This window comes from Lactococcus muris, assembly GCF_042849115.1.
Taxonomy (GTDB): Bacteria; Bacillota; Bacilli; order Lactobacillales; family Streptococcaceae; genus Lactococcus; species Lactococcus muris.
Window position 1 is genome coordinate 64,970 of sequence record NZ_BAAFQO010000008.1, and the last position, 17,991, is coordinate 82,960.

Annotated in this window: 16 protein-coding genes; 11 read left to right on the forward strand and 5 right to left on the reverse strand. The window is 40.1% G+C overall.

The genetic code is table 11. From position 1 onward, the window contains the following. The first annotated feature begins 103 nt into the window (after positions 1–103). Positions 104–985, forward strand: a complete 882-nt coding sequence (locus ACGHCK_RS06185; RefSeq protein WP_202231162.1) for a YitT family protein — start codon at positions 104–106, stop codon at positions 983–985. A gap of 52 nt (positions 986–1,037) precedes the next feature. On the opposite strand, the gene ACGHCK_RS06190 is transcribed toward ACGHCK_RS06185, so the two are convergent. The 4 genes from ACGHCK_RS06190 to hslO form a co-directional block, all read right to left on the reverse strand. Further along, complete coding sequence (locus tag ACGHCK_RS06190; protein ID WP_202231163.1) at positions 1,038–1,280, reverse strand: hypothetical protein; 243 nt, start codon at positions 1,278–1,280, stop codon at positions 1,038–1,040. 169 nt (positions 1,281–1,449) lie between these two features. After that, entirely contained in the window at positions 1,450–2,445 is a 996-nt protein-coding gene (gene dusB / locus ACGHCK_RS06195) for a tRNA dihydrouridine synthase DusB (protein WP_251422443.1), read from the reverse strand. Between the two features lie 90 nt (positions 2,446–2,535). Continuing rightward, entirely contained in the window at positions 2,536–4,080 is a 1,545-nt protein-coding gene (locus ACGHCK_RS06200) for a ClC family H(+)/Cl(-) exchange transporter (protein ID WP_251422446.1), read from the reverse strand. Continuing rightward, complete coding sequence (hslO, locus tag ACGHCK_RS06205; RefSeq protein ID WP_251422449.1) at positions 4,077–4,961, reverse strand: Hsp33 family molecular chaperone HslO; 885 nt, start codon at positions 4,959–4,961, stop codon at positions 4,077–4,079. Before hslO ends, ACGHCK_RS06200 begins: the two co-directional genes overlap by 4 nt. Positions 4,962–5,268: 307 nt before the next feature. Here hslO and ACGHCK_RS06210 point away from each other — a divergent pair, with 307 nt between their 5' ends. From ACGHCK_RS06210 to ACGHCK_RS06240, 7 genes are all read left to right on the forward strand, one after another. Continuing rightward, the gene (locus ACGHCK_RS06210; protein WP_251422452.1) at positions 5,269–6,558 is read left to right on the forward strand and encodes an adenylosuccinate synthase; all 1,290 of its coding nucleotides are present in this window, start codon (positions 5,269–5,271) and stop codon (positions 6,556–6,558) included. Positions 6,559–6,678: 120 nt separating this feature from the next. Beyond that, on the forward strand, positions 6,679–7,482 hold the full coding sequence (locus tag ACGHCK_RS06215; protein WP_251422455.1) for a DUF6273 domain-containing protein: 804 nt from the start codon (positions 6,679–6,681) through the stop codon (positions 7,480–7,482). A 14-nt stretch (positions 7,483–7,496) separates the two neighbouring features. Then, positions 7,497–8,294: a DUF6273 domain-containing protein gene (locus tag ACGHCK_RS06220; RefSeq protein ID WP_394304509.1), complete on the forward strand. Its 798-nt coding sequence runs from the start codon at positions 7,497–7,499 to the stop codon at positions 8,292–8,294. An 11-nt stretch (positions 8,295–8,305) separates the two neighbouring features. Then, complete coding sequence (locus ACGHCK_RS06225) at positions 8,306–11,101, forward strand: vWA domain-containing protein (protein WP_271328124.1); 2,796 nt, start codon at positions 8,306–8,308, stop codon at positions 11,099–11,101. Next, a complete protein-coding gene (locus ACGHCK_RS06230) occupies positions 11,091–11,888 on the forward strand; it encodes a DUF6273 domain-containing protein (protein WP_251422467.1) in 798 nt (265 codons plus the stop codon). The genes ACGHCK_RS06225 and ACGHCK_RS06230 overlap by 11 nt, the downstream gene beginning before the upstream one ends. A 15-nt stretch (positions 11,889–11,903) precedes the next feature. Continuing rightward, positions 11,904–12,707, forward strand: a complete 804-nt coding sequence (locus tag ACGHCK_RS06235) for a DUF6273 domain-containing protein (protein WP_274708639.1) — start codon at positions 11,904–11,906, stop codon at positions 12,705–12,707. 21 nt (positions 12,708–12,728) lie between these two features. Then, on the forward strand, positions 12,729–13,535 hold the full coding sequence (locus ACGHCK_RS06240) for a DUF6273 domain-containing protein (RefSeq protein ID WP_271328125.1): 807 nt from the start codon (positions 12,729–12,731) through the stop codon (positions 13,533–13,535). 40 nt (positions 13,536–13,575) lie between these two features. On the opposite strand, the gene ACGHCK_RS06245 is transcribed toward ACGHCK_RS06240, so the two are convergent. Then, complete coding sequence (locus ACGHCK_RS06245; protein ID WP_251422473.1) at positions 13,576–14,148, reverse strand: TetR/AcrR family transcriptional regulator; 573 nt, start codon at positions 14,146–14,148, stop codon at positions 13,576–13,578. 413 nt (positions 14,149–14,561) lie between these two features. Between ACGHCK_RS06245 and ACGHCK_RS06250 the strand changes: the two genes are divergently transcribed. From ACGHCK_RS06250 to pheS, 3 genes are all read left to right on the forward strand, one after another. Beyond that, on the forward strand, positions 14,562–15,581 hold the full coding sequence (locus tag ACGHCK_RS06250; RefSeq protein ID WP_271328126.1) for a coiled-coil domain-containing protein: 1,020 nt from the start codon (positions 14,562–14,564) through the stop codon (positions 15,579–15,581). A 125-nt stretch (positions 15,582–15,706) separates the two neighbouring features. Further along, positions 15,707–16,348, forward strand: coding sequence for a hypothetical protein (locus ACGHCK_RS06255; RefSeq protein WP_251424025.1), 642 nt, complete (start codon positions 15,707–15,709; stop codon positions 16,346–16,348). A gap of 576 nt (positions 16,349–16,924) precedes the next feature. Continuing rightward, a complete protein-coding gene (gene pheS, locus ACGHCK_RS06260) occupies positions 16,925–17,965 on the forward strand; it encodes a phenylalanine--tRNA ligase subunit alpha (RefSeq protein WP_251422915.1) in 1,041 nt (346 codons plus the stop codon). The last annotated feature ends 26 nt before the right edge of the window (positions 17,966–17,991 follow it).

Below are 17,991 nucleotides of genomic sequence, written 5' to 3' on the forward strand. Positions count from 1 at the left end.
ATAAATTAGAGAAAGCCTCTGTCATTTTTGACAGAGGTTTTACGAGAAATTACAAAGCTATTTTTACAATATTAATAAAAATAGTATTAGATTGGAGAGTTGTATGAAGGATATGAGCCTCATTAAAATCCATTTTCGCAACTTTATTGCCATTAGTTTAGGAGCAGTCATCTTTGCTTTTGGATTTGTAAAGTTAAACATGGCCAATCAGCTGGCTGCTGGGGGACTTTCTGGGATAACCTTGATATTACATGCCTTACTCGGATTGGATCCGGCTATTAGCCAGTTCATTCTGAATATTCCTTTGCTTTTTATTGGGTACCGTTTCTTAGGACAGCGGACTTTTATCTATACAGTTTATGCGATTGTTAATGTTTCGCTTTTCCTTTCTGTCTTTCAGACCTTTGATTTTAATATCAATCTTCTGCATGATAACTTAGTTGCAGCTCTCTTAGCTGGGGTCTTTGCTGGAGCAGGAGTTGGAATCATCTTCCGTTTTGGCGGAACAACTGGGGGGTCAGATATCATTGCACAGCTGTTGCAAATTAAGCGCGGTACAGCAGTGGGACGTGTCATTTTCACGATTGACCTTTTTGTAATGACACTCTCTCTTACTTACATTGATGTGAATCATATGGTTTACACACTAATTGCAAGTTTCGTTGCGGCTCAGGTCATCAACCTTATCCAGTCAGGAGGATATACTGTTCGGGGAATGCTCATTATCAGTCCCAAGTATCAAGAAATTGCAAATGCGATTCTTGCAGAGCTTGGACGCGGTGCGACATTTTTACATGGAGAAGGAGCTTACTCTGGAACTGAGAAACGCGTCGTCTATGTGGTGCTTAACCCTCGAGAAGTTATGACCGTTAAGGCCTTGATTGGGGAGATAGATCCTCAAGCCTTTTCAACAGTAATAAATGTCCATGAAGTTATGGGAGACTTTACTTATCCTCAAAGTAAGTATAAACGTAAGAAAAAGTGAGTAATAAAAAAGAAGAATCATCAAGACTCTTCTTTTTTATTTTGACCAGCTGTTATTGGAACAACTTAGATGTCAAGCGTTCACCCTCAAGTCGACCAACAGAAGAAACACCTTCTACGTCAGAAGAATCTGCATTGACACCATCTTTGATAATTTGTAAGCGATCAATAGCTTGGTTGATTTGAATCAAACTTTGTGTTTGGTTTTCAAAACTATAGTTGCTAATCTCACGTTTAGCTTTCTTAAGATGAATGATAGCTTTTTCAATTTCGACAATAGCCTTTGATGTACGCATAGAGTCCCTCCTTGTTTTATAGTACTAACCTTATTATAACAGAAAAGTAAAGAATCTGCTTTTCTATAATTTGCGATCAAGGCCAAAGTCAAGAAACATCCAACTTTTGACTTTGGTCTAATAGAAAACTGGGAGTCGATAAAAAAAGACCAACAAAAGAGCTGATCCATTAGTTCTGCGCAACGAAATCATCTAAAATAGTAACGATTTCTTCCTGAGTTGTTGCCTGATTTACTGCAACTTTAACTTTGGCTGCACGTTTGGCTCCCTTGAGGTAGTAAGCTGCATGTTGGCGAAATTCACGTGAAGCGAGATTATCGCCTTTGAGGTCAACAAGACGTTGCAAGTGAATCTTAGCGATGCGCATTTTTTCATCTACAGTGGGTTCAGGAAGGAGCTCACCTGTACGAAGATAGTGTTCTGTACGATGAAGCATCCACGGATTTCCGAGAGCAGCACGACCGATCATGACTGCATCAACACCCGTTTCATCAATCATACGTTTGGCATCTTCAGGTGTTTTCACATCACCATTTCCGATAAAAGGAATGTTAATGTTGCCTGCTACTTTCTCAAGCCATGTCCAGTCGGCTTTACCTTCATAAAGTTGGGCGCGTGTCCGTGCATGCATGGCAACAGCTGCGCCACCGGCCGCTTCGATAGCCTTGGCATTTTCGACAGCGTAGAGATGATCAGAATCCCAGCCGATACGGATTTTTACAGTCAGTGGCAGATCAATCGCTGAACTGACAGCTTTCACGACATCGTAAACCTTATCTGGATTGAGAAGTAAGCGGCTGCCTGCTTCATTTTTAGTGACTTTAGGAACAGGACAGCCCATATTGATATCAATGATATCAGCTACTGTATTCTCTTGCACAAATTTAGCCGCTTCAACCAGTGTATCAACTTCGCCACCAAAAATTTGCATCGAAAGTGGATGAGGCACGCCTTCAAAGTCCATCATTTGAAGGGTTTTTTTGTTGCGGTGCTCGATCCCTTTATCAGAAATCATTTCGGTAACGACAAGACCGGCTCCAAACTCTTTAGCTGTTGTCAGGAAGGCTTTATTATTAATCCCCGCCATTGGGGCGAGTACGATTTTATTAGCAATTTCTATATCCCCAATTTTCCAAGGGCGTGTGTATTTTGAATCCATAGTCATAGAGAATATTTTAACATTTTTTAGAAGATTTACTCAAACTTTGCACTGAAAAAACCTCCGCAGGTTATTTTGCGAAGGCTTTTGAATTTTTTAAGTGGTAAATAACCGCTTTATTTTTTGGCGAACGGAAACTTCTTGGGTTTGGGTTGTCAAAAAAGTTGCAATATCGCCGGCGTGGAGTAGTGTATCTCCATGTGGAATAATCTTTTCCCCATTGCGCTGAATGGAAATGAGAAGACTGTCTTGTGGCAGGTGAAGATTTTGAACAGGCTGATGGTCGGCTTCAGAATCAAACTGTACCAAGGCTTCAATCATAATATGCCCCCCTTTTTCAGTAGCAATTTCAGAATCTGTGGTGAGAAGATTGTGGAGTAATGAATGATAGATTGGTTCAGAATGCAAAAGTTCAGCGACAAGATAGGAAATAAGAGAAACAAAAGCCAGAGGTAAAAGATGATCAAAAGAGCCGGTCATTTCGACCAAAAGTAAGATACCTGTCATTGGTGCACGAACAATAGCAGTAAATGTCGCAGCCATGGCTAAAATTATAAAATTAGGAAAGAGGTTGGGAGACAGATGCAAAGAGGAAATAACCACTGTAGCAAAAATACTACCCAAACTGGCACCTAGAATTAAAAGTGGAAAGAAAATTCCTCCCGGAACTCCAGAGATATAGCTTATGATAGAAATTATAAATTTCGATACAAAGATGAGGCAGAGAAAAGCAAGCCCCCAACCTAGAGTGAGTTGAGCGATTAAGTGATGACCACTTCCGCTGATTATTGGAAAAAAGAGCGCTGCAAGAGCAGAAATGATAAAACTCAAAAAAACACGAAGAAAAGGACTTTTTATTTTATCTTGCACGAGATCTTGCCCTTTTACAAGAGCGTAGTTATACACAGCACCGAAGATTCCCATGAGTATGCCTAAAAGCAAGAGAAGCCAGTAGTCTGAAAGAGGAAAGCCACTGACGATCTGAAAGTTAAAGATACTTGCAGACCCAAAAATAACACGGGAGGCAGCATCTGCAATGATAACAGAGGTCATACAGGTTAATAAAATCAGTGGTGAAAAGTAGCTGAAAATTTCCTCTAAAACAAACATGATACCAGAGAGTGGTGCGTTAAAGGCTGCGGATAAACCTGCTGCAGCACCTGAAGCAATCAGCAAACGCTGATGACGCTCAGTAGCAGCAAATTTTTCTCCAATGGCTTGTCCCATAGCAGCTCCAAGTTGGATAGAAGGTCCCTCACGCCCCAAAGAAAGACCTGCAAACATAGCCAGAGTTCCACCGACAAACTTAGCCCAGGCAGTCGTAAACCAGTCAGGTTGGAAATATCCAAGTAGCTGCCCCTTGATTTGAGGAATTCCACTGCCGGTAGACATGGGATATTTTTTCATTAAAGTACTGACAATAAACGCGAGGAGAAGCAAAGCGGGAAGTAAGAGAAGAACATAGATGAGATGTCTTCCAGCTTGCTGATATAAGAAGGCCCCAAATTTTTCAGCCGCGGAAAGAGCTAAACGATAAAAGCTGGCAAGGAAGCCAGCTGTAAGTCCAACCAATAGGCTTAAAAAAATTAAACCTATATTTTTGTTTGAGGATTGTGACAAATCTTTAAGCAGCAGCTTCATTTTTGAACAGCTCCTAAAATTAAATCATTAAGCTCTTTTTCTGTAAATTCATATTTACGATTACAAAACTGGCAAACAATTTCAGCACCATGGTCTTCTTCAATCATCTCGGTAATCGCTTTGCTACCAAGACCTTGTAATCCTTTAGCGAAGCGTTCTTTTGAACAGTCGCATCTAAAAGCTAAAGAGGATTCAGCAAGAACAGTGTAGTCCATTTCTCCATAAATTGCGGCGAACATTGATTCAAGGGGATTCTCATTTAAAAGTATTTCTGAAATACTTGGCATTGTTTTGATATTTTTTTCTATCAAGGCAATTTCATCATCAGTTGCATCTGGCAGGGCCTGTAGCATAAACCCACCAGCAATTTTGACACTGTCTTCTCCCTCGTTCAGCAGGACATTTAGACCAACAGAAGAAGGAGTTTGCTCACTTGAGAGGAAGTACCAAGCTAAATCTTCTCCAATTTCCCCTGTGATGAGATCCGTTTGCCCAGTATAAGGTTGACGTAACCCCATGTCTTTAATAACAACAAAGAAGCCATTTCCAATGAAAGGAGCAACGAGTACTTCGCCAGTCGAGGTTTTTTTGTAGTCGAGCTCTTTGTTTTGGACATAACCTTTAACGTTTCCATTAGCATCAGCGACAGCAATAATTGCACCCATAGCACCATCACCCAAGATTTTGACCGTAATTTTACTGTCCCCTTTTTCATTAGCGCCCAAAATTTGAGCAGCAATCAGGGTACGACCGAGCGCAACAGTAGAAGAAGGCATCGTTTGATGCCGCTCTTGCGCTTCACGGACTGTCAATGTTGAATCAAGAGCAAAAGCACGAAAGTGACCATTTTTTGAAATGGATTTTAGTATTTTATCAGTCATAACTCCTTCTATTTTAACATATTTTTAAGGACAGTGATTGTTATGCCTGTATTTCTAAAGTGATGTTTTACATAAAGTATAAGGGCGGTCAAAAAGTCAATATTTTTAGGAAAAGTTGAAATAAAGTTTGATATTTCCGAACAAAAGCATATTTTTTATAAAAGACATTTATTTGTTCTAGATTTTCAAAAATAATTTTTGCTATAATGGGAATAGTGCGATAGGAGCTTTTCAATATCAAAATGCCAGCTGTATCATCACAAGAGAGATATAGAGCGTACAAATATTAAAAGAAAAGAGAGCTATTATGCCATCAGTTGTTGTTGTAGGAACGCAGTGGGGAGATGAAGGGAAAGGTAAAATTACAGATTTCCTCAGTTCAGATGCCGAAGTTATTGCGCGTTACCAGGGAGGGGATAATGCCGGTCACACGATTGTGATTGACGGCTTTAAGTACAAACTTCACCTTATTCCATCAGGTATTTTCTTCCCGGAGAAAACATCTGTTATCGGTAATGGTGTGGTGATCAATCCCAAAGCTTTGGTTAAAGAAATTGCTTACCTCCACGAAAACGGTGTAACAACAGATAACCTGCGTATCTCAGACCGCGCCCACGTTATTTTGCCTTACCATATCAAATTAGACGCCCTTCAAGAAGAAGCGAAAGGCGATCAAAAGATTGGTACAACAATCAAAGGTATTGGACCAGCTTATATGGATAAAGCAGCTCGTGTTGGTATCCGTATCGCAGACCTTTTGGATAAGGAGATTTTTGAAGAACGTCTACGTACAAATCTCGAAAACAAAAACCGTGAATTCGTTAAACTTTACGACAGTGAAGCACTTGATTTCGATGAAATCTTTAACGAATACTATGAATACGGTCAACAAATTAAAAAATATGTAGCGGACACTTCAGTTATCTTGAACGATGCGCTTGACGAAGGTCACCGTGTCCTCTTTGAAGGTGCCCAAGGTGTGATGCTAGATATCGACCAAGGAACTTATCCGTTCGTCACATCATCAAACCCATTGGCAGGCGGAGTAGCTATCGGTTCAGGTGTTGGTCCAACAAAAGTTGATAAAGTAGTTGGTGTATGCAAAGCCTATACTTCACGTGTTGGAGACGGTCCATTTCCAACAGAACTTTTTGATGAAACAGGTCATCAAATTCGTGAAGTTGGCCATGAATATGGCACAACAACAGGTCGACCACGTCGTGTAGGTTGGTTCGATGCAGTTGTTATGCGTCACTCACGCCGTGTTTCAGGTTTGACTCATCTTAGCTTGAACTCGATTGATGTTCTTTCAGGTTTGCCAACGGTAAAAATCTGTGTGGCTTACGAACTTGATGGAAAAGAAATCACGCACTACCCAGCAAGCCTTAAAGAGCTAGAGCGTTGTAAACCAATCTATGAGGAAATGCCGGGTTGGTCTGAAGACATCACAGGAGTGCGTACACTTGAGGAGTTACCAGAAACAGCGCGCAACTATGTTCTTCGTGTCGCTGAACTTGTAGGTGTTCGTATCTCAACATTTTCAGTTGGTCCAGATCGCGACCAGACAAATGTTTTAGAAAATGTTTGGGAAGCTTAATTAAATAAATTTCAAAAGCAAGCAACCATTGATTTGGTTGCTTTTTTTTGGTGAGAATACATCTTTTTTATCGTATTAGTTAGTGAAAAAGTTATCATGGTATTTTAAGGAGAGAGGCTCTTGAAAAGTAGAAAAAAGCTGGTGTTGTTTTTAGGATTAAGTCTTGTACAAATACTTATTGCTGTGTTTATAGTTGTGAAAAGAGAGGATTTTATTTATATATTTCCCGCAAAGGAACCGCAAACCTTAAGAGAGTTAGCCTATGACAAAGATAGGCGTTTGGGCTACACCGTTCACATTAAGGAAAATGGCAAGTTAGTACCTTATCTGGTGCTTACGAAAAATTATATTGATCAAGGGAATGTCTTACTACTTCGAAAGCATCTTGTAGAGCCGCCCATGTCTTTTCGGGATGGTTGGGAAGAAGCCTACTACGGACACAGCATACCGGATGCCTTTATGCACAAGGACTTTATCAAGCGTTTGTCTAAAGATGTGCAGGAAAATATCCCCCTCACAGAGCTGGGAATAAAACCCTCGGCAAAAAATGCAGGAATGGGGCACATAGAAAAAATAAAGCGGAAACTTTTCTTGCTTTCAGACATTGATGTAGGAAATTACAAGGGTAGAGTTCGTTTTGAAGATGATCGTAACTTACTGTATTTTAAGCGAAAAGGTGGAGTAAAAGAGGACAGGTTAGCTTATTTAGAAGGGGAGTCAACTCCTTATAGCTGGTGGCTCCGTACTGCTTTTGCGACGGATTCTGTAGTAGCTAAGGTCATTGACTATGAGGGGATGTTTGGAGGTGGGGGTGTTCCCTATCCTGCTTATGTCCGTCCAGCCTTTACGCTTCCGCCAGAAACAGAGGTAGAGAAAAAAGAGAGTGACGGCCAGACAGTGTATGTGCTTAAGACTGATAAATAAAGGAGTGGATTCAAATGACCATAAAAAAAGTATTTCTGATTGTATTTTCTTTGCTTTTTAGTATCGCAGTAACGGTTCTTTTGGCAAGTAGAGAAAAACATGTGTATTTACTTCCCGCAAAAGAGCCACAAGTATTAAGAGATTTAGCCTATGACAAAGACAAGCGCTTGGGCTACACCGTTCACATTAAGGAAAATGGCAAGTTAGTGCCCTATCTGGTGCTTACGAAAAATTATATTGATCAAGGCAATGTTTTATTGCTTCGAAAGCATCTCGTAGAGCCGCCCATGTCTTTTCGGGATGGTTGGGAAGAAGCCTACTACGGGCACAGCATACCGGATGCCTTTATGCACAAGGACTTTATCAAGCGTTTGTCTAAAGATGTGCAGGAAAATATCCCCCTCACAGAGCTGGGAATAAAACCCTCGGCAAAAAATGCAGGAATGGGGCACATAGAAAAAATAAAGCGGAAACTTTTCTTGCTTTCAGACATTGATGTAGGAAATTACAAGGGTAGAGTTCGTTTTGAAGATGACCGTAACTTAATGTATTTTAAGCGAAAAGGGGGAGTAAAGGAGGACAGGTTAGCTTATTTAGAAGAGGATCCTACCCCTTATAGCTGGTGGCTCCGTACGGCTTTTGCGACGGCCTCCACAGTAGTTAAAGGAGTTGATTACGAGGGGATGTTGTCAGGCGGGGGTGTTGTCTATCCCGCCCATGTCCGTCCAGCCTTTACGCTTCCGCCAGAAACAGAGGTAGAGAAAAAAGAGAGTGACGGCCAGACAGTGTATGTGCTTAAGACAGATAAATAAAGGAGAAGAAGATGTTTAAAAAATTATGTTTATTGCTATTTATGCTGTGTCAACCCATATTTTTTGGTACACGTGTATCTGCTACAGCAGTGAAAGATTTGGATTTAAGTATCAGTTTGTCAGAAGTTCAAAGACAAAAGATAAGCTTTGAAGCTCCTGATGACAGTAAGAGAAAGCAGTACAGTATTTTTCTGATGGATAGCTCCAGAAGTATGGGTGGAAGAAGTGTCAAGCAGACCAAAGATATGGTTGGCAAGTTTGTAAAAGAGTCGGGTGCGTCCAAGCAGGAGCATCAAATTGCGCTTGTGGGTTTTGGAGATGAGGCAACTGTGCTTCAAGCTTTTACTCCTGATGAGAAACAACTGCTGTCCGCTTTGGAAAAGATAGAAACACGAGGGAAGACCAACTTATACAGTGGTTTGAAACGTGCAGAGCAGCTCCTGCAAGAAGTCAAGGATGAGGGGCAAAAAAATATCTTCATCATCAGTGACCGGACACCAACCGCAGGGGAAAAAGTAAATACAGGAAAGTATGGAAGCAAAGACATCTACAGCTATCAGTTTGCCAATGCGGCGAATAATCTGGCGCAAAAGATGAAAGCAGAACAGCAGGTAAGCTTTCGGACTTTCGTATTTATGGATAAGATTGTGGACTCGACCAAAGCATTTGCCCGAACCTTTTTCCAAAATATTCAAACAGATGGGGCCTTTGATTTTAAAGATGTACAAGATATGGATTTTGTTTTTAAAAGTAAGGAGGCGGGAAAGGATTTCCAATCAGGGACTTTTAACTATGGTTCCGCACCTGCAGGAAAAGAAGTCAAGGATTCTCAAGCCGTCTACCACTACAGTGATTCTTATTTTGAGCAGAGTGCCTATGCTTATCGCAAGGAGAAAAATCGCCCTTATGACCCAAGGCTAGCGACCATGTCCCTCAACCTAGAACTTGCTGCTTGGTCCAGTATCCAAGAAAAAAACTATCTTTTAAAAAATAGAAATGCGAAGCAGCTACTGGAAGAAATCGGTTTTGAAAAATTCAAGGCTAACCAGCATTTTCAAGAAAGACCCTCGAAAGACTCGATTGGTGCGGTCATTGCCCAGAAAAAACTGACCGTCAAAGAAGAAGACTACACCTTGATAGCTCTAGCCATCCGAGGCGGGGGTTACGAAGCAGAGTGGGCCAGTAACCTGACTTTAGGACGGTCAGGCGAGCATCAAGGTTTTAGAGAAGCCAGCGAAAAAGTGTTGACCTTTTTAGACCAATACTTGAAAGAAAACAAGGTGACAGGCAAGATAAAGCTCTGGATTAACGGCTATAGCCGAGCAGCTGCAGTAACCAACTTGACCGCTGGCGCTTTAAATAAGGGGCGAAAGTTGGCCAGTGGTGAACTCAAAGCAGAAGATATGTATGCTTTCTGCTTTGAAGCACCTGCGGGGACTTTGAAGGGAACGGGGAATGATAATGAACGACATGATAATATTGTCAATGTTATTAATGTCAATGATGTGGTGACTAAAGTGGGACCGGAGGTCTATCCGTTTGAGTTTACACGTTATGGGCAGGATTCGTCTTTGCCTGATAAAACTCTACTTCCCCAAGAGGTTTATGAATCTGCCAAAAGTCGAATGGAAGCGGAATTAAAAAAGCTAGACTCTAACTTAAACTATAAACTAGAAGAATTTCAAGCTAAAAAAATAAGTATACTGGATATTTTTAATGGCTTAATTGTGGATGATCCAGAGGGTAAGAGAATGAATGAATCTCTGGATGACATCATCAGAACCTTTGCAGTTGAGCAAATAAAGCATAGAAATAAGTATGTTAACGTGTATCAAGAGGACATACGAATACTAGCTGAACTCTATTTCACAACACGGGTTGAAGATAGGGAAAAACTTACAAAAAGTTTATTTAAAAATCTTGTCACCTCTATGATGTTAGGAAGTAATGCAACGAGGGTGAAAAATTTTGTTATTGATTGGTTGAGAAACATGGGGTTGGTCAATCATTCAGAGGTACGAATTGAGTCTTTAGCAGAGACTTTTCGAGAGCTTGTGTTCAAATTTATGATTAAACATCCTAATCTTTCAGTGACTCTCATAGCAAACTTAGACCCAGTTGCCCAAGCCCATCATCCTGACCTTTGCCTCGCATGGTTGAGGGCGCAGGATGAAAATTATCAAAAGAAAAAGATTGAGGCTCCTGAGCCAAGCAAAACCTCAAAACGTATCCTAATAGCAGGAGATGTAGACATTAAGGTAAAACGTGAAACAGGAGAAATGGAGAAATATTCGACGGATGAAGTCATGGAGCTTTCCACTTCAGCAGCAGAAGACACGACAGTCCTTGTCCAAGCCAGCGAGGCGACAAAGGTGGATTATACTGTACAGACCATTGATAATAAGGACGGAAGCGTAGTTCTGACCGAAGAGTTTGAAGATGTTGAACTAAATGCGGGAGAAAAAGTTGAGATAAACCTCTATAAAGAATCAGAAGATAAAGCTACAGAACTCGTCAAGGAGGGAGAACAGCTAAGCTCAGAAACGAGCGGTAAAGAAGAGTCATCAAAATATTACTCGACAAATATTAGAGTGGAAAACGAAAACCTAGGCTTTGTCCTAGGGGGTGGAATGACTCGCTTTGCCAACTATTCGCCCTTATATGCTCTTCCACGAGAAAATGCGGAGTTTGTGGGTTGGTACAAAGGAGATGTGCTTTTATCTTCGGAAAATACTTATCAGCACCAAGTAAAAGCTGAGGAAGAACTTGTTGCGAAGTTTAGAGAGGTAAAGCCAAATGACCAGTAAAAAAATATTTTTTCTTATTTCGTCACTACTCTTAAGCATTGTCCTCTCAATTGTCCTCATAAAGAGAGAGGAACTTGTATATTTGCTTCCTGTTAAAGAACCCCAAATCCTAAGAGATTTAGCTTATGACAAGGATAAGCGTTTAGGTTATACCGTTCATATTAAGGAAAATGAGAAGCTAGTGCCCTATCTGGTGCTCACGAAAAATTATATCGGACAAGGTAATGTTTTGCTTTTAAGAAAACACCTCGTAGATCCACCCATGTCTTTTCGGGATGGTTGGGAGGAAGCCTATTATGGACATAGCATACCGGATGCCTTTATGCACAAGGACTTTATCAAGCGTTTGTCTAAAGGTATACAAGAAAATATTGCTCTCACAGAGCTGGGGATAAAGCCTTCGGCAGAACATGCTGGAAGGGGGCATATAGAAAAAATAAAGCGGAAATTTTTCTTGCTTTCAGACGTTGATATTGGAAATAGTAGAGGCAAACATCGCAAGGGAGATGATCGTAATTTACTGTATTTTAAGCGAAAAGGTGGAGTAAAAGAAGACAGGTTAGCTTATTCAGAAGGGGATTCAACTCCTTATAGCTGGTGGCTCCGTACTGCTTTTGCGACGGATTCTGCGGTAGCTAAGGTAGTTGACTATGAAGGGATGTTTGGAGGAAATGGTGTTGCCTACATTTCTTATGTCCGTCCAGCCTTCACACTTTCACCAGAAACGGAGGTGGAGGAGAAAAAAGTTAACGGACGTAAGGAATATGTGCTTAAAATAGATAAGTAAGAAAGGGGAGATTAGATGAACAAAATAACCAGTAAAAAAATATTTTTACTTATTGCTTCACTACTCTTAAGCATTGTCCTCTCAATTGTCCTCATAAAGAGAGAGGAACTTGTATATTTGTTTCCTGCAAAAGACCCCCAAATCCTAAGAGATATAGCCTATGATAAAGACAAACGCTTAGGTTATACCGTTCATATCAAAGAAGATGGTAAGTTAGTGCCCTATCTAGTTCTCACAAAAAATTATATCGGTCAAGGCAATGTCTTACTGCTTCGAAAATACTTGCTGGATCCGCCCATGCCCTTTCAAGAAGGCTGGAAAAGATTTTATTACGGGCATAGTATGATTGATGCCTTTATGAACAAAGAGTATATTAATCGTTTGCCTAAAAATGTGCAAGAAAATATTCCCCTCACAGAGCTTGGGATAAAAGCTCTAAAACCTAACTTTGAAAGTAGGCATATAGATAAAATAAAGCGGAAACTTTTCTTGCTTTCGGATATTGATGTAGGGAACTATAAGCAAAGAATTCGTTTGGAAGAAGAGGAAAATTTGTTATATTTCAAGAGAAAGGATGGTGGAAATACGACTAGACTCGCTTATTTGGAAAACGACCCTGTCGCTTATACTTGGTGGCTTCGTACTGCTTTTGAAACGGCTTCTGCAGTAGCAGATACGATTAATGATGGGAAGTTTGGAGGGAATGGAGTTGCCTACCCCGCCCATGTCCGCCCAGCCTTCACACTTCCACCAGAAACAGAGGTGGAGGAGAAAGAAATCAATGGGCATAAGGAATATGTGCTTAAAATGGATAAGTAAGAAAGGGGAGGTGGAGATTAGATGACCAAAAGAACCGGTAAAAAAATATTTTTTCTTATTGCTTCACTGCTCATAAGCATTGTCCTCTCAATTGTCCTCATAAAGAGAGAGGAACTTGTATATTTGCTTCCTGTTAAAGAACCCCAAATCCTAAGAGATTTAGCTTATGACAAGGATAAACGCTTAGGCTATACCGTTCACATCAAAGAAGAAGGCAAGCTAGTGCCCTATCTTGTTCTCGCGAAAAACTATATTGGTCAAGGGAATGTCTTGCTGCTTCGAAAATACTTGCTGGATCCGCCAATGTCTTTTCGGGATGGTTGGGAAGAAGCCTACTACGGACATAGCATACCCGATGCTTTTATGAACAAAGACTTTATCAAGCGTTTGTCTAAAGATATACAAGGGAACATCCCCCTTACAGAGTTGGGGATAAAACCTTCGGCAGAAAATGCAGGAATGGGGCATATAGAAAAAATAAAGCGGAAATTATTTTTACTTTCGGACATTGATGTTGGAAACGATAGAGGCAAGCATCGTATGGGGGATGAGCGTAACTTACTGTATTTTAAGAGAAAAGGTGGAGTAAAAGAGGACAGATTAGCTTGTTTAGAAGGGGATTCAACTCCTTATAGCTGGTGGCTCCGTACTGCATTTGCGACGGATTCTGTAGTGGTTAAAGTAGTTAGCTATGAAGGGAAGTTGGGAGGTGGGGGTGTTCCCTATCCCGCCCATATCCGCCCAGCCTTCACACTTCCACCAGAAACAGAGGTGGAGGAGAAAAAAGTTAACGGACGTAAGGAATATGTGCTTAAAATAGACAAATAAAGCCCCTCAAACTGAGGAGCTTTTTGAACGGCAGAAAGGGTCAATGACCGATTCCCTTATAGATTAAATCATACATTGATGTTTTGATAAGTTTGATAAATATAGGTTTGAATTTTTCGGGTTCAAGGGGGATTTGTGAGCTAAACCACAGCGTGAAGATGATATCCAAATATGAAATCCAAAAGGAAAGCAATTGTTTAGAGGAGAAGTAAGGGCTTAGCTGATGTTCTTTTACAAGATAATCATAATGTTCTTTCGCCCAAGGAAAAACAAAATCGGTTGCCCCATCAGCTGTTCGGTAAAGCAAGTTGCTTGTTACAAGGATGTGTGCGACATCACGGTGCTTCCATAAGATGGGGAGTAAGATATCAGCAAAAATTTCGACAGGAATTTCACTGGGGTCATGGCGAAAAAGCTGTTCATTTATCTCTTGGAAAATTTCTGTATAGATGTGAGCAATAATGCTATCAATACCTTTATTTCCAAAGTTATGTCGAATAGTATTTCGGGTAATACCGGTACGTCGTGTAATTTCTTCGACATTAACGACACCATCCTCCGCTGCGATATTGAGCAAGGTTCGGATGACTATTTCTTTAGTATTTTTGGCCATATCACAATCTCCCTTATGTCCTTTTTATTTTATTATATTAGAAAATGTTGTCAAGACGAAACAAAATTATTACCAAAGTAATCTAAAGCAATGATAAATATAAATCTAAACAATCATTTTATATATAATTAACCCGTATTTTCGGGCTTTATTCATATATTATTTATCAATATAATTTAAAAATAATAATAAAAAGATTGAAACAATCTTTTTATACAAGTATTTCACAACTATATAAATATTTATATGGTTTTTTCGACATAATATTGACGAAAGTGGTTAATTTAATTATTGCTTTACATTACAAATGATACGGATATATAATATAATTATACAAAATAACAATGCGAGAGATGGAATTTATATAGTGGATGGAAGGGTTTTGTTTGCCCGGAAGCAATGAGGAAGATAAAATGAAGAACCTATTTGGAAACAGTCGCAATGAAGAAAATACTTCGACTCAGAGGGAAGGCAGAACGATGGTACATCTTGAAGAATTTAATAAGCTCAGAGAAGATTTAGAGATAAATAACAGAAGCTTAAAGGATGCGCTTCTTAAAACAGAAGGAGAGAAGCATAAGGTCATTTTTGAAAAGAAAAAATTGGAAGAAGAACTCCAAAAACTAAAAGAAGAAAAAGAAAAGAAGCTCTTGGAAAAAGAGGAAGAGGTAAAAAAGTTGGAAGAGTCTCTTGAACAAAACATTCAAAATGGTCAAGAAAATATGCAAGCCTTTGAAGAACTAAAGCAAGAAAATGAAGCCTTGAAAAAAGAGAACGTAGATATTCGTGCTCAAATTGCAGACTATTTATTAGAGCTGCAAAAAGAGAATGAAAAGCGTCAAGAGGTACTCGAGCAAGAGAAAAAAGATGTTTTGGAGAAAACAAAGCTCGAATGTAACCAGATGAAGTATAAAGCAGAGAGAGAAATTAGTGAGCTCAAGGCAAACGCGAAAAAAGAAGCTGAAACGATGATTCAAGAGATGGGAACTTTGAAAAAGGAAGCCCAAAAAGAAGCTGAGCAATTCAAAGTAAATGCTAGACGTGAGATTGAAAAAATGGCTCAAGAATCAGAAAATCGTAAAGCAGCCATGCTTAAAGAACACGAAGCGCTAAAAGCAAAAGCAGAGCAAGATATAGAACAACTGGAAAAAGATGCCGTCGTTGTAAAAAATGGCATTGAAGAAGAAAATAGAGCATTACGTCTTGAAGCGCACAAAGAGTCTGAAAAGATAAAAGAAGAAGCAAATGCTTATGTGGTTCAAAAGCAAAAGGAAGCAGAAACAATTATTGAGGCAGCAGAGCAAAAAGGTCAAGAGAAGCTGGATGAGACAGAGCAAAAATTAACGGAACTCAATGGTCAGATAGCAGACACGAAGAATGCAGCAAAAGAGTTAATCGGCCGTTTGGGTGAACTGATGAAACTTGGAATTTAGAAGTGATTAAATTAAAAAATAGCTAAAAAAGTAAAGCGCTGATAAGGCGCTTTTTGAGCGAATGGCTTGGAAATATGGAAGTGAGCTTTTGAAGTTTATATTCTGGAGCAGGAGGAGGTGAGTAAATGAGTCAAAGTCAGTATGAAGAATTATTTGCGGAGTCAGAAAATTTGCTGGACCAAATGACACATGTTTTAGAACCGACTCATTCCTCGCAGAGCTCCCGCTCATCGGGTGTTAGGAAAAGAAAAGTAAAAAAGTGGCCTAAGAGAGTTGTGATTTTACTTGTTCTTTTAGTATTACTTATTACTCTTGCGATGGCAGGAGGGAAATTTCTTCAAATTTTGGGCGGACATTTCCCACTTAGATATGAAGCGGAAGTTCAAAGCAGACCGCGACAGATGAGTGAACAAGACTTGGAGCAAGAAACTGATGTTCCTATTGACGATGATATGGCAAGAGTCCGCGTATCTCTAGAGATTAAAGTGGAAAAGAGTAGGAAAGTCGGCAGAGTTGTTGTGCAAAATTTACCCACAAACGAGACACGCTTAAGATTTTCAGTGATAGGAGAAGGGGAAACAGAGCCATTCTTTCGTTCAGAATTACTTGATCCGGGGTACGGTGTATCGGAGATTCCACTGAAAAACGAACACTTGCAGGGGGAACATAAAGCACAGATTTTATTAGAGTTTTATGAGAAAGAACAAGAAGAGAAAATTACTGAAAGCACAGTGGATGTGATTATTAATGCGAAAGAATCGGATTAATTTTCTGTCTTTTTGCTTTCTCTTAGCCCTCCTCCAAGATTTTTCATCGTTTCTTACTCTCGTGATGAGAGCAGCGATGCCGTTTTCAATCAAAAACGATATTTTTTTGATTGAGAACCAATAAGACGCTAAGGCAATTCATATAAGAAATGCCGCCTCTCCTTAATGCCTTTAGGCACAATGAGAGCAGCGATGCCGTTTTCAATCAAAAACGATATTTTTTTGATTGAGAACCAATAAGACGCTAAGGCAATTCATATAAGAATTGTCGCCTCTCCTTAGTGCCTTTAGGCACAATGAGAGCAGCGTATTAAAAATTGACAAATCAAAGAAATCTGCTAAAATAAGTACATAGCAAGAATGAGAAGAGTAGATTACTGAAACGTTTGAGGGAGTGGTGTCGTTGACTGAAAATCACCACACGGGAAAGTGATTGAAGTTCACCTCATTCTAAATTTAAAAGAAGCTTTAACTAAGTGATAAAATGGGATGGTACCGCGGTTTTCGCTCCTTAATTAGTAGGGGAGAAAATCGTGGTCTTTTTATAATCACCGCAAGAGTACATGAGGAGAAAGAATGAACTTACAAGAGAAAATTGAAGCTTTGCGAGAGCAGGCCTTGGACAACTTGACAGCTGCCGTTGAAGAAAGAATGTTAAATGATCTGCGCACAGCTATCATGGGTAAAAAAGGAGAATTGACAGAAATTCTCAAAGGAATGAAAGAGCTCACAAATGAAGAACGTCCTGTTATTGGCGCTTTAGCCAATGCTTTCCGTGATGAATTTGGAGCGAAACTGGAAGAGAAAAAGGCAGAGCTTGAAGAGAGAGCGCTAAATGCAGCTTTGAGCGCTGAAACTTTGGATGTCACTTTACCAGGGGCTGCTTTGAAAAAAGGAACACGTCATATTTTGACTCAGACAGCAGAAGAGATAGAAGAAATCTTCTTAGGTATGGGCTATGAAATTGTTGATGGCTATGAAGTTGAAACAGACCACTATAACTTTGAACGCATGAATCTTCCCAAAGATCATCCTGCGCGTGATATGCAAGATAGTTTTTATATCACAAATGAGGTCTTACTGCGTACCCACACCTCACCTATGCAGGCGCGTACCATGGATAAGCATGACTTTAATAAAGGCGGTCTCCGTATGATAGCGCCAGGTCGCGTTTACCGTCGTGATACAGATGATGCGACACACAGCCACCAATTTCACCAAGTTGAAGGACTGGTTGTGGATAAAAATATCACGATGGCTGACCTTAAAGGCACCCTTGAATTTGTTATACAAAAGATGTTTGGTGCCAATCGTGAAATCCGTCTCCGTCCTTCCTATTTCCCGTTTACTGAGCCTTCAGTTGAAGTGGATGTGAGCTGTTTTAAATGCGGCGGCAAGGGATGTAACGTCTGCAAACACACCGGATGGATCGAAATTCTCGGTGCCGGCATGGTCCATCCGAACGTCTTAGAGATGAGTGGCATTGACAGTAAAGAATATTCTGGATTTGCCTTTGGTATGGGGCAAGAACGCATCGCAATGCTACGTTATGGTATCAATGATATTCGAGGATTCTACCAAGGCGATTTGCGTTTCTTAGAACAATTTGGAAAATAATTTCAGAACTGAACACAGAAGTAAGC

Bases quoted from the DNA above. Each gene is read 5' to 3' on its own strand.
- ACGHCK_RS06185 (WP_202231162.1), top strand. From the start codon at position 104: ATGAAGGATATGAGCCTCATTAAAATCCATTTTCGCAACTTTATTGCC.
- ACGHCK_RS06190 (WP_202231163.1), bottom strand. From the start codon at position 1,280: ATGCGTACATCAAAGGCTATTGTCGAAATTGAAAAAGCTATCATTCAT.
- dusB (WP_251422443.1), bottom strand. From the start codon at position 2,445: ATGACTATGGATTCAAAATACACACGCCCTTGGAAAATTGGGGATATA.
- ACGHCK_RS06200 (WP_251422446.1), bottom strand. From the start codon at position 4,080: ATGAAGCTGCTGCTTAAAGATTTGTCACAATCCTCAAACAAAAATATA.
- hslO (WP_251422449.1), bottom strand. From the start codon at position 4,961: ATGACTGATAAAATACTAAAATCCATTTCAAAAAATGGTCACTTTCGT.
- ACGHCK_RS06210 (WP_251422452.1), top strand. From the start codon at position 5,269: ATGCCATCAGTTGTTGTTGTAGGAACGCAGTGGGGAGATGAAGGGAAA.
- ACGHCK_RS06220 (WP_394304509.1), top strand. From the start codon at position 7,497: ATGACCATAAAAAAAGTATTTCTGATTGTATTTTCTTTGCTTTTTAGT.
- ACGHCK_RS06225 (WP_271328124.1), top strand. From the start codon at position 8,306: ATGTTTAAAAAATTATGTTTATTGCTATTTATGCTGTGTCAACCCATA.
- ACGHCK_RS06230 (WP_251422467.1), top strand. From the start codon at position 11,091: ATGACCAGTAAAAAAATATTTTTTCTTATTTCGTCACTACTCTTAAGC.
- ACGHCK_RS06235 (WP_274708639.1), top strand. From the start codon at position 11,904: ATGAACAAAATAACCAGTAAAAAAATATTTTTACTTATTGCTTCACTA.
- ACGHCK_RS06240 (WP_271328125.1), top strand. From the start codon at position 12,729: ATGACCAAAAGAACCGGTAAAAAAATATTTTTTCTTATTGCTTCACTG.
- ACGHCK_RS06245 (WP_251422473.1), bottom strand. From the start codon at position 14,148: ATGGCCAAAAATACTAAAGAAATAGTCATCCGAACCTTGCTCAATATC.
- ACGHCK_RS06250 (WP_271328126.1), top strand. From the start codon at position 14,562: ATGAAGAACCTATTTGGAAACAGTCGCAATGAAGAAAATACTTCGACT.
- ACGHCK_RS06255 (WP_251424025.1), top strand. From the start codon at position 15,707: ATGAGTCAAAGTCAGTATGAAGAATTATTTGCGGAGTCAGAAAATTTG.
- pheS (WP_251422915.1), top strand. From the start codon at position 16,925: ATGAACTTACAAGAGAAAATTGAAGCTTTGCGAGAGCAGGCCTTGGAC.